General features: G+C 72.6%; 13 protein-coding genes. 8 read left to right on the forward strand and 5 right to left on the reverse strand.

The window, feature by feature from the left end; genetic code table 11:
• Window positions 1-7: 7 nt before the first annotated feature.
• Window positions 8-1192 carry a mannose-6-phosphate isomerase, class I gene (manA, locus tag BCF74_RS06580; RefSeq protein ID WP_106297160.1) on the reverse strand — a complete coding sequence of 395 codons (1185 nt, stop codon included), beginning with the start codon at window positions 1190-1192 and terminating at the stop codon, window positions 8-10.
• A 41-nt stretch (window positions 1193-1233) separates the two neighbouring features.
• Here manA and BCF74_RS06585 point away from each other — a divergent pair, with 41 nt between their 5' ends.
• The gene (locus BCF74_RS06585) at window positions 1234-2328 is read left to right on the forward strand and encodes a mannose-1-phosphate guanylyltransferase (protein WP_106297161.1); all 1095 of its coding nucleotides are present in this window, start codon (window positions 1234-1236) and stop codon (window positions 2326-2328) included.
• Between the two features lie 78 nt (window positions 2329-2406).
• Entirely contained in the window at window positions 2407-3801 is a 1395-nt protein-coding gene (locus tag BCF74_RS06590; protein ID WP_106297162.1) for a cytochrome P450, read from the forward strand.
• Between the two features lie 2 nt (window positions 3802-3803).
• Here BCF74_RS06590 and BCF74_RS06595 read toward each other — a convergent pair whose 3' ends face one another.
• Window positions 3804-5396 (reverse strand): ABC transporter permease, encoded by a 1593-nt coding sequence (locus BCF74_RS06595; RefSeq protein ID WP_106297163.1) that lies wholly within the window; start codon window positions 5394-5396, stop codon window positions 3804-3806.
• Window positions 5396-6319, reverse strand: a complete 924-nt coding sequence (locus BCF74_RS06600) for an ABC transporter ATP-binding protein (RefSeq protein WP_106297164.1) — start codon at window positions 6317-6319, stop codon at window positions 5396-5398. Before BCF74_RS06600 ends, BCF74_RS06595 begins: the two co-directional genes overlap by 1 nt.
• A gap of 42 nt (window positions 6320-6361) precedes the next feature.
• On the opposite strand from BCF74_RS06600, the gene BCF74_RS06605 reads away from it, so the two are divergent.
• The 5 genes from BCF74_RS06605 to BCF74_RS06625 are packed head-to-tail and all read left to right on the forward strand — an operon-like array spanning window position 6362 to window position 10996.
• Window positions 6362-6898 carry a GbsR/MarR family transcriptional regulator gene (locus BCF74_RS06605; protein WP_106297165.1) on the forward strand — a complete coding sequence of 179 codons (537 nt, stop codon included), beginning with the start codon at window positions 6362-6364 and terminating at the stop codon, window positions 6896-6898.
• A gap of 54 nt (window positions 6899-6952) precedes the next feature.
• A complete protein-coding gene (locus tag BCF74_RS06610; protein ID WP_106297166.1) occupies window positions 6953-8185 on the forward strand; it encodes an amidohydrolase in 1233 nt (410 codons plus the stop codon).
• On the forward strand, window positions 8178-8570 hold the full coding sequence (locus BCF74_RS06615) for a cytidine deaminase (protein ID WP_106297167.1): 393 nt from the start codon (window positions 8178-8180) through the stop codon (window positions 8568-8570). The genes BCF74_RS06610 and BCF74_RS06615 overlap by 8 nt, the downstream gene beginning before the upstream one ends.
• A 12-nt stretch (window positions 8571-8582) precedes the next feature.
• Window positions 8583-9875 carry a thymidine phosphorylase gene (locus BCF74_RS06620; RefSeq protein WP_106297168.1) on the forward strand — a complete coding sequence of 431 codons (1293 nt, stop codon included), beginning with the start codon at window positions 8583-8585 and terminating at the stop codon, window positions 9873-9875.
• A complete protein-coding gene (locus BCF74_RS06625; RefSeq protein ID WP_106297169.1) occupies window positions 9872-10996 on the forward strand; it encodes an adenosine deaminase in 1125 nt (374 codons plus the stop codon). The genes BCF74_RS06620 and BCF74_RS06625 overlap by 4 nt, the downstream gene beginning before the upstream one ends.
• 4 nt (window positions 10997-11000) lie before the next feature.
• Here BCF74_RS06625 and BCF74_RS06630 read toward each other — a convergent pair whose 3' ends face one another.
• On the reverse strand, window positions 11001-11837 hold the full coding sequence (locus BCF74_RS06630) for an RDD family protein (RefSeq protein WP_245889252.1): 837 nt from the start codon (window positions 11835-11837) through the stop codon (window positions 11001-11003).
• A 56-nt stretch (window positions 11838-11893) separates the two neighbouring features.
• On the opposite strand from BCF74_RS06630, the gene BCF74_RS06635 reads away from it, so the two are divergent.
• Window positions 11894-12889 (forward strand): stage II sporulation protein M, encoded by a 996-nt coding sequence (locus BCF74_RS06635; protein WP_106297171.1) that lies wholly within the window; start codon window positions 11894-11896, stop codon window positions 12887-12889.
• Window positions 12890-12906: 17 nt separating this feature from the next.
• On the opposite strand, the gene BCF74_RS06640 is transcribed toward BCF74_RS06635, so the two are convergent.
• Window positions 12907-14199, reverse strand: coding sequence for a DUF58 domain-containing protein (locus BCF74_RS06640; protein ID WP_106297172.1), 1293 nt, complete (start codon window positions 14197-14199; stop codon window positions 12907-12909).
• Window positions 14200-14214: the final 15 nt, after the last annotated feature.

Consider the following 14214-nt stretch of genomic DNA (forward strand, 5'->3'; position numbering starts at 1 on the left):
GTGAACGTCAGACACCGGGCAGGGTCACGAGGTAGACCTCGCCGCTCCCGGTGACGGTGACCTCGCGGTCGCGGGCGCCGACGTATGCCGCCCGCACCGGTCCCAGCGTCAGGCTCGCCTCCGCGCTCGCGAGCGTGACCTCTCCGTAGAGGCAGAACGCGATCCGGGGGGTGCCGTCGCCCGGCACGACGACCCCGTCCGGGGAGTGCAGCCGGCGCAGCGCGAACCGGTCCGAGCTGCTCGGGAAGGACTCGACACCCGACAGCTCGGGGTCGGGGGTGGCGTGCCCGGCGCTGCCGTCGGCGTCTGCGTCGACGATGCGGAGCAGCTCGGTGACGTCGACGCGCTTGCTCGTGAGCCCGGCCCGCACGACGTTGTCGGAGTTCGCGAGGACCTCGACGCCGAGACCGCTGACGTAGGAGTGCAGCACCCCCGCGGGCACGTCGATGTAGTCGCCCGGCTCGAGGACGCGGTGGTACATGAGGAGGAGGACGGCCAGGCCGATGTCGTCGGGGTGGTCCTCGGCGACGCGCACGACCGCGGCCGCCTGGTGGCCGTCGTCGTCGGCGCTCGCAGACACGCGCACGCACGCGGCGACGAGCTCGCGCACGAACCCGGCGTGCTCGGCCGCCGGCACCGCGAGGACCGCCGCGAGGAGGGCGTGCGGCGGGTCCGGCTCACCGCTCGTCCCCTCGACGAGGCCCGAGAAGCGCGGGACGCCAAGACGCTTGGCGAGGGCAGAGACCTCGTCATGGGTCCGCATACCGACGAAGACCGTGAACGGCGAGACCGCGACGAGCAGCTCGGGCTTGGCCCAGTCGTCGACGTAGGTCGCGTCGGGGTCGCCCGCGGCCCGGTCGTGCTCACGGATCTCGCGCGCCTGCTCGGCGGTGGGGTGCGCCTGGATCGAGATCGCGCGCCCGGGCGCGAGGACCTTGAGGAGGAACGGCAGGCGGTTCTCGTATGCCGCGGCGCACCGTGCGCCCATCTCGCCCTCGGGGTCGGCGCGGATGACGTCGGCGAGGGTCGTCGGTGTGCCGTCGCGCACGATGCCGCTGGGGCCGCTCTCGTGGGCGCCCATCCACAGCTCCGACTCGGGTTCAGGGCTCGGGATGGGTCGGTTCTGGAGACTCGCGATGGACACGTGCGATCCCCAGGGGTCGGTGAAGAGCACCGGCTCCAACAGGTCCATGCGTCGGATCCTATGTCGCGTCGGTGGCTACTCTGGCCCGCATGTCTGAGACTGGTGCTGGCGAGATTCCCGGGTTCTGGGCGGTCGTGCCCGCAGGAGGCGCGGGAACACGGCTGTGGCCGCTGTCGAGGCGGGGCAACCCGAAGTTCCTCCACGACCTCACCGGAGCGGGCGCGAGCCTGCTCCAGCAGACCGTGGAACGCGTCGCCCCGCTGGCCGGCGACCGCGTGGTCGTCGTCACGGGGGCGGGGCACGCCGCGGCGGTGCGCGAACAGCTGCCGCGGCTCGGGGATGCGCAGGTCCTCGCGGAGCCGTCGCCGCGGGACTCGATGGCGGCGATCGGTCTCGCGGCCGCGGTCGTCGAGGCGCGCGACCCCGAGGCGATCATCGGGTCCTTCGCCGCCGACCACGTCATCCCTGACGGTGACGCGTTCCGGGCCTGCGTGGCCGAGGCCGTCGAGGTCGCGCGTGGGGGGCGGGTGGTGACGATCGGCATTGAGCCGACGCACCCGTCCACGGGGTTCGGCTACATCCAGATGGGTGCGCCGATCGCCGGTGTGGCCACGGCCCGCCGGGTGCGGCAGTTCGTCGAGAAGCCGTCCGCGGAGCGAGCCTCGGCCTACCTCGCGACGGGCGAGTTCCGGTGGAACGCAGGGATGTTCGTCGTGCGGGCCGCGACGCTGCTCGACCTGCTCCAGCGCTGGCACCCCGCTCTCGCCGAGGGGGTGCGAGCCATCGCGGCGGACCCGTCGCGGCTCGAGGAGCTGTGGCCGTCACTGGAGAAGATCGCCATCGACCACGCCGTCGCGGAGCCGGCGGCGGACATCGGCGTCGTCGCCGTCGTGCCCGGTGACTTCGCGTGGGACGACATCGGCGACTTCGGCAGCCTCGCCGCTCAGCTGCCCGAGCCGGGGGAGGGGCCGCGGGTGCTCGGCGACGCCGACCTCGTGCGGGCGGTGGGGTCGACCGGGCTCGTCGTGCCTCGGGGAGGGCGGCCCATCGCGGTGGTCGGGCTCGAGGACGTCGTCGTCGTCGACACCGGCGACGCGGTGCTCGTGACGTCGCGGGAGCGGGCGCAGGAGGTCAAGAAGGTCGTCGAGGGGCTTACCGAACAGGGGCGCACCGACCTCACCTGACGCAGTCGTCCGTGTCGGGGTGACATTCCTGGCTACCGACTATCGACTACAGGCGTAGAAGCGCGTAGCGTCGGCGACGTGAACGCCATCGACACGTCGTCACCGGGTCCTGTCGCGCTCGTCGAGCCGCCCGTGCCCCTGGGCCGATGGGTCGCCATGCGCGAGCTGGGTCGTGACGCGCTGGCCACCTTGGAGAAGATCTGGCGCAGCCACGGTGACGTCGTCATGCTCCACGTCGGGCCGCGCTCGGCGAAGCTCGGGCTCATGGCGTTCAGCAGCCCCGAAGCGGCGGCCCAGATCTTCGGCGGCTCGACGTGGCGCAGCTTCGACAAGAACGACAGCGCCTACCGCGAGCTGCGCCGCTGGATCGGCGAGGGGTTGCTGTCGGCGCAGGGCGAGGAGTGGACCCGGCAGAAGCGGTTCGTCCAGCCCGTCTTCACCAAGGGCGCCGTCGACGGCTACACCGACCTCATGGTCGCCGAGATCGCCGACGTCCTCGAGACCCTGCCCACGTCGGCCTCCGGTGACGAGGCCGACATCGACCTCGGCGACACGATGATGGCGCTCACCCTGCGCGTCGTCGTGCGGGCGCTCTTCGGCGAGTCCGGCGACGATGCCGTGCCCGTGGTGCGTCGGTCCTTCCCGCCGATGGCCGACACGATCATCCAGCGTGGGCTCTCACCGATCAAGGAGCCGATGACGTGGCCGACGCCGCGCAACCGGCGGGGGCTGCGGGCGCGCGCCGACCTGTGGGAGGTGTGCGAGCAGCTCATCACCGAGCGCCGGGCGAGCGGGGACTACGAGCGTGGCGACCTCCTCGGCCGGCTCATCGCGGCCCGAGACAACGGAGAAGCGTTGTCCGACACCGAGATTCGCGACCAGGTCCTCGTCTTCATGCTCGCCGGTCACGAGACCACGTCCACAGCGCTGACGTTCGCACTCCACCTGCTCGGACGGCATACGGACATCCAGGACGCGGTGCGCGCAGAGGTGGCCGAGGTCATTGGTGACCGCACACCCACCGCCGCCGACGCCGCGAACCTCACCCTGACGAACGCCGTCCTCAAGGAGGCGATGCGGCTCTACCCGTCGGCGCCGATGATCGGGCGGGTGGCGACCGAGGACACGACGGTTGCCGGAGCGCCGGTGCGGCGAGGGATGGCGGTCGTGGTCTCGGTACGCAACATCCAGCGCCACCCTGACCTGTGGCCGGACCCGCTGCGGTTCGACCCGTCCCGCTTCCTCGGCGGCGCGGAGAAGGAGCGCCACCGCTATGCATGGATGCCGTTCGGGGGCGGGCCGAGGGCGTGCATCGGGCAGTACTTCTCGATGACCGAGGCGGTGCTCGTGCTCGCGATGCTGCTGCGCGAGCACTCGGTCACGGCGCTCGCCGACACCGACCATCTGCCAGTGACGGCGACGATCACCCAGGCGCCGGTCGAGCCCGTCCGCGTCCGCCTCCACCGCCTCTGAGGTCAGGCCACATCGCGGGCGCGGTATGCCGCGAAGGCGGCTGCCGTGATCGCCGCCGCGACCGCGGTGGTCACGAGAACCGGGGTCCACGTGAACTCGCCGCCCGGCAGCTGCGGGACGTGCGCGAACGGCGAGACCTTGACGAGCCAGTCGGGCAGGCCGATGGTCGCGCCGAGCTCGCCGAGGGCGAACGCGACCGCGAGGGCACCCCACCCGATCGCCGGAGCCCATCGCGGCAGGGCGGCCGAGGCGAGGAGCGCGACGGCGACGAGGACGAGCACCGCCGGGATGCGTGCGGCCGCCGCACCGAGGATCGAGCTCACGCCGGGCACCTCGCCCTGCCCGCCGGCGCCGAGACCGACGACGAGGGCGAGCACGAGGAGCAGCACCGTGGGCAGCGCGAACGCGATGAGGGCGTGAGCGCCCAGCCACGACGATCGTGACGTCGCCGTCGCGAGCACCTCCTCACCACGGCCGGAGCGCTCCTCGCTCGCGACGCGCAGGGCGATGCCGATGCCCGCTGCCGCGGCAGCGACGCCGACGAAGGCAAGCTCGGTCGCGAGGAAGATGTCGGTGATCGACCCGGCGCTGCCGCCGAGCTTCCTGAGCATGTCGACGACGGCCGGGTCGGACGCCATGTCCGCGACCGAGGTGACGAGGCTGCCGAGGACGCCGCCGAGGACGACGAACGCCGCGAGCCAGCCGACGACCGACGGCCGGGTGAGTCGCCAGGTCAGCCCGGTCGGGGTGCCGAGCGAGGGCCGGGCGCTCGCCGGTCCCGGACGCGAGGGGAGCAGCCCGGCGCCGACGTCGCGACGGTCGAGCAGCGAGTAGGCGAGCCCGACGAGCACGGCCGCGAGGGCGACGGCGAGCCCGAGGACCCAGAACCGGTTGGGGCCGTAGGCGCCGACCTTGTTCGCCCAGCCGAGCGGGCTGGCCCAGGACAGCACCTGCGCGCCGCCGCCTGCGGTGTCGCCGACCGCGCGCAGGACGAACATCACCGCGAGCACGCTCAAGGCGATGCCGGCGCAGGCGCGCGCGCTCGTCGTGAGCTGCGCCGCGACGGCTGTCACGCCGACCATCGCGATGCCGGCGATGACCCAGGCCACGCCGAACCCGACCGAGCCGGCGGCGTCGAGACCGATGCCGATGAGCCCGAGGGCCGAGAGCAGCCCGGCCGCGACGACGGCGATCCCCGCGAGCAACATCGCAGCGGTGAGCGGTGCGCGCCTGCCGACGACGCCGGCGCCGACGAGCTCAAGGCGACCCACCTCCTCCTCGACGCGCGTGTGCCGCCGCACCACGGCATACGCCAACAGGGCGACGAAGACGGCACCCATGACGACGGTCTTGAAGACCGCCAGGGCGCCGAGGTTCTCGGCGGCGATCGGGCCGTACATCGCCTCGACGGCCGGGTTCGCGAGGACCGATCCGAGGCCGGCCTTGGCCGCGGCTTCGGTCGGGTAGAGGTCGAGGGTCGCCTGCGCGGACCCGACGGAGAGTGCCGTGAGAGCCAGGAGGGCGACGGGGATGAGGACGCGGTCGCGCCGCCACGCGAGGCGGAGCAGGGTGCCGGTGCCGGTGAGCTCGCTCATCAGACCGTCACGCTCTCGGGCGCCTGCGCATAGTGCGCGAGGAAGAGGTCCTCGAGGCTCGCCGGCTCGCAGGTCAGGTTCGTGATGCCGAGGCGGTCGAGGCGGCCGACGGCGTCGCCGACATGCTCGGCGTCGACGGAGAAGCGGATGTCGGTGCCGGCCTCGTCGACGACGACGTCCTCGATGCCCGGCCAGCCCGAAATGTCCTGTCCCACAGGGGTTCTGACGACGGCGTGCACCGTCGATCGGGACAGGTGACGCAGCTCGGTCAGGGTGCCGGTCTCGACGATCCGGCCGGCGCGCACGATGCTCACCCGCTCGGCCGCGTGCTCGACCTCGCTGAGAATGTGGCTCGAGAGCAGCACCGAGTGGCCGCGCTCACGCGCGGCGCGCAGCTCGTCCTGGAAGACGCGCTCCATGAGCGGGTCGAGGCCCGAGGTCGGCTCGTCGAGGATGAGCAGGGGAGCGTCGGAGGCGAGGGCCGCGACGAGGGCAACCTTCTGCCGGTTGCCCTTGGAGTAGGAACGGGCCTTCTTCGTCGGGTCGAGCTCGAAGCGCTCGATGAGCTCGGCGCGGCGGCGCTCGTCGATGCCGCCGCGGAGGCGGGCGAGGACGTCGATCGTCTCGCCGCCGGTGAGGTTGGGCCAGAGGGCGACGTCGCCGGGGACGTAGGCGACCCGGCGGTGCAGCTCAGTCGCGTCACGCCACGGGTCCCCGCCGAGGAGGCGGGCCTCGCCGGAGTCGGCCTTGGTCAGGCCGAGCAGGATGCGGATGGTCGTCGACTTGCCGGCGCCGTTGGGGCCGAGGAAGCCGTGGACCTCACCCTCGGGGACGGTGAGGTCGAGACCGTCGAGCGCCACGGTGGGGCCGAAGGTCTTGCGGAGGTCGCGGGTCTCGATGACGGTGTTCACGGGAACGACCATACACGCTTTTCACAAAAACGTGAATGTTCTAAAGTGGCGCGTATGCCGTCTCGCTCACCTGCCGCCTCGCGCACCACCGCGCCCGCGCGCGCCGCCGCACCCCGGGGCCGCCGCGGTCCGTCGCACGCCACGTCGCACGCCGTGGTCGAGAAGCTGGGATCGGCGCTGTCGGCCGCCGGCTTCCCGCCGATGCCGTCGCGCGTCTTCGCCGCGCTCCTCGTCGACGAGGACGGGCGGATGACCGCCTCCGAACTCGCCGAGGAGCTGTCGGTCAGCGCGGCCGCGGTGTCAGGGGCGGTGCGCTACCTCTCGCACATCGGCCTGCTCCGCCGGGAGCGGGAGCGCGGCAGCCGCAAGGACGTCTTCGTCGTCCAGGACGACGCCTGGCGCGGCGCCCTGACGAACACCGGCTCGACCTATGCCCCGATCATCGCGGCGCTCGCCGATGGGGTGGAGCACCTCGGGGCCGACACCGAGGGCGGGGAGCGGCTCCAGATGTCGCGGGAGTTCCTCGAGTTCGTCACCGCCGAGATGGACGGGATGCTCGAGCGCTGGGAGGCGCACAAGCGCACTCGGTGAGCGGCCGGCATACGGCACGAGGCGGCCCAACGGCCGACTACCATGGAACTTCTGATGACTGACACCCTCTCCACCATCTCGGCCGGCGTCGAGGCGGCGCTTCCCGAACTCCTCGCCTTCCGGCGCGACCTGCACCAGCATCCCGAGCTCGCCCGTGACGAGCACCGCACGACCAACGCCGTCGCCACGCGCCTCGAGCAGGCCGGTATCCGCGTGCGCCGACTCCCCGGGACAGGGCTCGTCGCCGACATCGGGCCGGAGCAGCCGACCTACCGGGTTGCGCTGCGCGCCGACATGGACGCGCTGCCCGTGCAGGAGCGCACCGGGCTGGAGTTCTCGTCCGTCGTCGACGGCGTCACCCACGCCTGCGGGCACGACGTCCACACGACCGCACTGCTCGGTGCCGTCCTCGCGCTCGCGTCCGTCGAGGAGGACCTGCGCGAGCGGGGCACCGCGGTGCGCGCCATCTTCCAGGCCGCCGAGGAGGTCATCCCCGGCGGGGCGCTCGAGGCCATCGCCGAGGGCGTGATGGACGGGGTCGACGCGATCTTCGCGCTGCACTGCGACCCGTCGCTCGACGTCGGCCAGGTCGGCCTGCGCGAGGGCCCGATCACGGCCGCGTGCGACCACCTCACGGTCCAGCTCAGCGGGCGCGGGGGGCACACGTCGCGCCCGCAGCTCACCGAGGACCTCACCTATGCCCTCGCCAAGGTCGTCACCGACGTGCCGGCCGCCCTGTCACGCCGACTCGACCCGCGCGCCGGTGCCGCGCTCGTCTGGGGCGTGGTGCGGTCCGGGACCGCGAGCAACGTCATCCCGAGCTCGGGGGAGTGCCGCGGGACGCTGCGGATGCTCGACGCCGCCGCGTGGCTCACCGTCGGACCGCTGCTGGAGGAGATCGTCCAGGGCACGGTCGCTCCCTATGGCGTGCAGGCCACCCTCGACCGGGTCAAGGGCGTGCCACCGGTCGTGAACCAGCCCGACGCGATCGACGCCTTCCGGCTCGCGTGCCTCGCGGTGGGGCTGCAGGTCGCGCCGACGGGACAGTCGCTCGGTGGCGAGGACTACTCGTGGTACCTCTCGCACGCCCCCGGCGCCATGGCGCGCCTCGGGACGCGGACGCCGGGCGGGCGGACGTTCGACCTGCATCAGGGCGACGTCGTCATCGACGAGGACGCCATCGGGATCGGGGCCCGACTGCTCGCCTCCGTCGTCGTCGCCCACACCGTCAAGGCCGGCGGCGACACGTTGGCCATCGAGGGAGTCGAGGTCGTCGAGCGTGCCTGACGTCGACTGGGAAGCCTTGCGCGAGAAGGCTGTTCGTATGACGCAGCGCGCCTATGCGCCGTACTCGAACTTCGTCGTCGGCGTCGCCGGCCTCGTCGACGACGGTCGGGTCGTCGCCGGCTGCAATGTCGAGAACGCGGCCTACGGCGTGACGCTGTGCGCCGAGTGCGGCATGGTCTCGGAGCTGCACGCGACCGGGGGCGGACGACTCCTCGCGGTGTTCTGCGTCGGCGGGGACGGTGAGGCCCTCATGCCGTGCGGGCGGTGCCGACAGCTGCTCTGGGAGAACGGCGGGCCGTCGTGCCTGCTCATGACACCGGAGGGTGTGCGGACGATGGAACAGATCCTGCCGCAGGCCTTCGGTCCCGAGAACCTGCGCGGTTGACATGATGACGCCATGAGCGAGTCCTTCGACGCCGTCGACGTCATCACCACCAAGCGAGACCGGCGGGAGCTGAGCGACGAGCAGATTCGCTGGGTCATCGACGCCTACACGCGCGGCGTCGTTGCCGACGAGCAGATGAGCTCGCTCGCCATGGCGGTGCTCCTCAACGGCATGAACCGGCGCGAGATCGCGACGTGGACCGCCGCGATGATCGCGAGCGGAGAGCGTATGGACTTCTCCTCGCTGTCGCGCCCGACCGCCGACAAGCACTCCACCGGCGGGGTCGGCGACAAGATCACCCTGCCGCTCGCCCCACTCGTCGCCGTCTTCGACGTCGCCGTGCCGCAGCTCTCCGGACGCGGGCTCGGACACACCGGCGGCACCCTGGACAAGCTCGAGTCGGTCGCCGGGTGGCGGGCCGACCTCACCAACGAGGCGATGCTCGCCCAGCTCGACGACGTCGGCGCTGTCATCTGCGCGGCCGGGGCCGGGCTCGCCCCCGCGGACAAGAAGCTCTATGCCCTGCGCGACGTCACCGGCACCGTCGAGGCGATCCCGCTCATCGCGAGCTCGATCATGAGCAAGAAGATCGCCGAGGGCACCGGCGCCCTCGTCCTCGACGTCAAGGTCGGCTCCGGCGCGTTCATGAAGCAGCGCGAGGACGCCGCCGAACTGGCCCGCACGATGGTTGCGCTCGGCACGGATGCCGGCGTCAACACCGTCGCCCTGCTCACCAACATGCAGACCCCGCTCGGCCTCACCGCCGGCAACGCCCTCGAGGTCCGCGAGTCCGTCGAGGTGCTCGCCGGCGGCGGCCCGGCAGACGTCGTCGAGCTCACCGTGACGCTGGCCCAGGAGATGCTGGCCGCCGCCGGTCGTGACGGTGACGACGTCGCCGCAGCGCTGAAGGACGGGCGCGCCATGGACGTCTGGCGCCGGATGATCTCCGCCCAAGGCGGCGACCCGGACGCGCCCCTGCCCGTGGCGAAGCACACCGAGGAGGTCCTCGCTCCGGCCGACGGTGTCCTCACCGAGCTCGACGCGTATGCCGTGGGCCTCGCCGCGTGGCGGCTCGGCGCCGGACGTGCGCGCAAGGAGGACCCGGTCCAGGCGGGCGCGGGCATCGAGCTGCACGCCAAGCCGGGCACGAGCGTGCGGGCGGGGGAGAAGCTCATGACGCTGCACACGGACACCCCCGATCGGTTCGAGCGGGCCAAGGCAGCGCTGGACGGCGGGTTCACCATCGCGCCCGACGGCTCGCGCCCGGACCTGCTGCCCCTCGTCATCGAGCGGATCGCCCGATGACCGACGACGGTTTCGCTCCCGCTCCCGCGCTCTCGCCCGATCTCGTCCGGCGCGCACCCAAGGCGCTGCTCCACGACCACCTCGACGGTGGCTTGCGGCCGCAGACAATCATCGAGCTCGCCGCCGAGGCCGGCTACGACGCACTGCCGTCGACCGACGCCGAAGAGCTCGGCCGCTGGTTCCGTGACAGCGCCGACTCCGGCTCGCTCGAGCGCTACCTCGAGACGTTCTCCCACACCGTCGCCGTCATGCAGAGTGCCGACCAGCTGCGCCGCGTCGCCCGTGAGTGTGCCCTCGACCTCGCTGCCGACGGCGTCGTCTATGCCGAGTCGCGCTTCGCTCCCGAGCTGCACGTCGAGGGTGGCCTCTCCCTCCCCGAGGTCGTCGAGGCCGTCCTCGCCGGGCTGCGCGAAGGTGAGGCCGAGGCTGCGGCCCAGGGCACGCCGATCCGGATGGTCTCGCTCCTCACCGCGATGCGGCACGCCGCGATGAGTGACGAGATCGCCGAGCTGGCCGTCCGCTACCGCGACCAGGGGGTCGGCGGCTTCGACATCGCCGGTGCCGAGGCAGGCTTCCCGCCGAGCCGGCACCTGTCGGCGTTCGAGTACCTGCGCCGCGAGAACGCCCACTTCACCATCCACGCCGGCGAGGCGTTCGGGCTGCCGAGCATCTGGGAGGCGATCCAGTGGTGTGGCGCGGACCGGCTCGGCCACGGCGTCCGCATCGTCGACGACATCACCGGCCCGACCGGCACCGGCGGTGACGAGCCCACGCTCGGTCGCCTCGCGGCATACGTGCGGGACCGCCGGATCCCCCTCGAGATGTGCCCGACCTCGAACCTGCAGACCGGTGCCGCCGAATCAGTTGCGGCACACCCGATCTCGCTCCTCAAGGACCTGCGCTTCCGCGTCACCGTCAACACCGACAACCGGCTCATGTCGGGGACGTCGATGTCGCGCGAGATGCAGCTGCTCGTCGACGAGGCCGGCTGGACGCTCGACGACCTGCGCTGGGCGACGATCAACGCGATGAAGTCCGCGTTCATCCCCTTCGACGAGCGCCTCGCGATCATCGAGCGCGTCGTCAAGCCGGGGTATGCCGCCCTCGCGGCGGCGACCTGAGCGTTCAGCCCCAGCGCGGCGGCTCGAGCGGGTCCGGGGGCAGAAGCCGGGCGGACCGGGCGCCCTCGGCGTGCATGCGGTCGAGGTCGCGGCGGCGGCGTTCGGCGAGGACGGCGCGCAGCACCCACTCGGGGTGCACTCCCGGCGGCGGTGGCGGAGACACGTGCTGCAGCGCCTGGGCGCCGAGCTGTTGCCCCAGCTGGTGACGTGACTGCGGCGTGAGGTCGACCGTGCGGGTGAGGAACTGGCGGATGCCGACCGTGAGCGAGGCCGGCATGGCGCCGATGTCGGCGCTGCGCACCCAGTGCTCCAGTGCGGGCGGGGCCTCCGGGGGCGACGTGAGCTGGAGCTTGTGCCGCAGGGACATGACGTACGTCCCGGCGGCCATGTCGCCGAGCCGCTTCGCCCGCGGGTGGATCATGGCCGCGACGATCGCCGGGGCGCCCTGCAGCAGATAGAACTCGACGAACCCCACGAGCTGACGAATCACGCTGTGGCGCACCGTGATCGGGCCTCCATCGTCACGGACGGTCGTGAGGCCGAGGGCGTACTTGCCCGGGCTGCGGCCCCGCGTGACCGTCTCGAAGACGACCGGGAGGATCACCGTCAGGGTCACCAGGGTGAGGATCGAGAACGCCATGGCGACGGCGTCGGACGCGAACCCGACGAGCATCCCGAGGACGAAGAACCCGAAGAGCGCGAGCACGAAGGTGATGAGGAGGTCGATGAGCCGGGCGGCCACCCGGCTCGGCACGCTCGCGACGGGAACCTCGACCGAGACGCCCTCGCCGGTGACGACGTCCTCGCCGGCGTAGGTCTGGTAGCCCCCGTCCATGCTCATGATCGCGAGCGTATCCCGGCGGCCTCGGGGATGGACGGAGTGCCTAGAGTGTCTGCGTGGACCTCGACGCCTTCATCGCCACCCACGTGGGGCAGTGGCGCCGCCTCGAGGACCTCGTCAGACGCCGGCGGCTCAGCGGCGCCGAGGCCGACGAGCTGCTCGACCTCTACCAGCGGGTGTCGACGCACCTGTCCGTCGTGCGCTCGGCGAGCCCGGACCCGTCGCTCGTGTCCTACCTCTCCGCGCTGCTGGCGCGCGCACGGCATACGGCCACAGGAACGCGACCCACGACGTGGCGGACGTTCACGCGGTTCTTCACCGAGACCTTCCCGGCGGCGCTCTACCGGACCCGCGCGTGGTGGATCGCGACGGCGGTGCTCAGCGTCCTCGCAGCCCTCGCCGTCGGGGCGTGGTCGGTGCGCAACCCGGAGATCTTCGCGCAGCAGATGACGCCGGCCGAGATCGACGCCTACGTCGGCACCGACTTCGAGAACTACTACTCGGAGTTCCCGGGGGCCGAGTTCGCCGCGCAGGTGTGGACGAACAACGCGTGGATCGCGGCGCAGTGCATCGCGCTCGGGGTGCTCGGGCTGCCGGTGCTGTGGATCCTCGCGCAGAACGTCCTCAACATCGGCATCGCCGGCGGGCTCATGGCGAGCCACGGGCGTGCGTCGCTCTTCTTCGGGCTCATCCTGCCGCACGGTCTGCTCGAGCTCACCGCCGTCTTCATCGCGGCCGCGGTCGGTCTGCGGCTGTTCTGGTCGTGGATCGAGCCGGGGCCGCGAACCCGGTTGCAGTCCCTCGCGGCGGAGGGGCGGACCGGCGCAGCGATCGCGCTCGGCCTCGTCGTCGTGCTCTTCGTCGCCGGCATGATCGAGGGGTTCGTCACGGGTACGGACCTGCCGACGTGGGTGCGGGTCGGGATCGGGGCCGTCGTCGAGGCGGCCTTCCTCGCCTATGTCTTCGTCGTCGGTGGGCGGGCGGCGCGCCGCGGCGTCACCGGCGATGTGGCCGAGTCCGACCGAGAGGCGAGCGCTCCGGTCGCCGCGTGACGCGCCCGCGACCTCGCTCAGAGCAGGCCGCGGCGCTTGAGCGCGAGGTAGTGGTCGACGAGCGCGAGCGGCAGCTCCTCCGGCGGCTCGTCGAGGACCTCGACACCGAGCGCACGGAACGCCTCGGCCGTGCGCCCCCGCAGGGACTCGGTCCGCTCGGCCGCGGCCGCGGCATACACGTCCGTCGCGGACCCGCGCCCGCGCGCGAGCCGCTCGACGGCCGGGTCGGCGACCGAGGCGACGACGACGCGGTGCCGCGCGGCGAGCGCGGGCAGCACGGGGAGCAGTCCCTCCTCGAGCGCGGACGACTCCAGCGGCGTGACGAGGACGACGAGGGCGCGCTGCGAGACCGTGCGCGTCACCTCGGCGGCGAGCGTGCGCCAGTCGGCCTCGACGAGGCGGGCGTCGATGGGGGCGAGCTCCGAGATCGCGTCGTGCAGCAGGCCGACCCGGTCGTGCCCGGTGACGTGGGCGCGCACGGTGCGGTCCCCGGCGATGACGTGGACGCGGTCGCGCGCGTGTCCCGCGATGGCGGTGAGGAAGAGCGCGGCATCCATCGCGGCGTCGAGACGGGGCGCGTCGTCGATGCGGCCGGCGCTCGTGCGTGAGGTGTCGAGGACGATGACGACACGGCGGTGCTGTTCGGGCTGCCACGTCCGCACGACGAGGTCGCGGCGGCGCGCCGTGGCCCGCCAGTCGATGGAGCGGACGTCGTCACCCTCGACGTAGTCGCGCAGCGAGTCGAACTCCGTGCCCTGCCCGCGCACCCGCATCGCGGCGCGCCCGTCGAGCTGGCGCAGCACCGCGAGCCGGCTGGGAATGTGCCGCCGCGACGGGAACGGGTGCAGGACGCGGACCTGCCCGGGCACGACGAGCGAGGCCTGTCGGGCGGCGACACCGAGGGGGCCACGGAGCCGGACGGTCACCGGCGCGGCGACGCGGTCGCCACGCCGGGTCGGGGTGAGCGGTGTGCTCACCCGGGTGCGTTCGCCGGCGGGGATGCGGAGCGTATGCCGGGTGCGCGCCGCTCCTGCCGACGGCGGCCACGCGTCGCGCAGCACTCCGACCGCGCGTCGCGGGCCCGGGTTCGTCACGAGCAGCGTCGAGTCGGTGCTGTCGCCGAGACGGAGAGACGGGGTGACGGTGCGGCCGATCTCGAGCCGTCGTGGGTTCGGCGCGAGCCACCAGTCGATCCCGACGACGACGGCGCACAGGAGCAGCCACAGCCACACCGTCGACGCGGTGGGCCGGAGGACCACCGGGACGATGCCGAGGAGGACGAGCCAGATCGCTCGCGAGGTGAGGGCCATGGGTGCGTGTGGGTG

Source organism: Knoellia remsis (genome assembly GCF_003002895.1).
Lineage (GTDB): Bacteria > Actinomycetota > Actinomycetes > Actinomycetales > Dermatophilaceae > Knoellia > Knoellia remsis.